We start from the raw sequence: 381 nt of genomic DNA, 5'->3' as shown, positions 1-381 counted from the left end.
ATGCCAGAGGTATAACGTGCCCAGTCAAAATCGGGGAGTCCGTGGTTTAACTCAGCAATATTCACACTCGCCAGGCCGATGCCAATACAAATCAGTGCCGGGGCGAGTTTTCCCCACGCGAGTTTGCCGTCGCGCTGGCTATAAAGCAGATTGGCAAAGACAGGAATGACCACCGGCAGGGTGCCGATAATCATCGTGGAAACAGGCGCGCCAGTACGTTGAATGGCACTGGCAAGGCAGAAGTAATAAATGAGGTTGCCCATCATAGTGAGCATCAAGGCGGTAAGCCAGTCCCGACGCGCCAACTGACGCAGACGCACGCGTCCCAGCCAGGCAATGGGTAGCGCAATTAACCCTAACGCCAGATAACGCCCCATCGAC

The 381-nt window shown here is 55.4% G+C and carries 1 protein-coding gene; it reads right to left on the bottom strand.

Annotated features, from left to right (window positions below):
• Nucleotides 1-381: EamA family transporter (locus D7W79_RS43045; RefSeq protein ID WP_147442411.1), on the bottom strand; the 381-nt coding region annotated here is incomplete at both ends.

Origin of the sequence: Corallococcus exercitus, assembly GCF_003611585.1 — a bacterium.
Lineage (GTDB): Bacteria > Myxococcota > Myxococcia > Myxococcales > Myxococcaceae > Corallococcus > Corallococcus exercitus.
The sequence above is the reverse complement of the archived record's forward strand: the minus strand, read 5'-3'. Positions and strand labels throughout refer to the sequence as shown.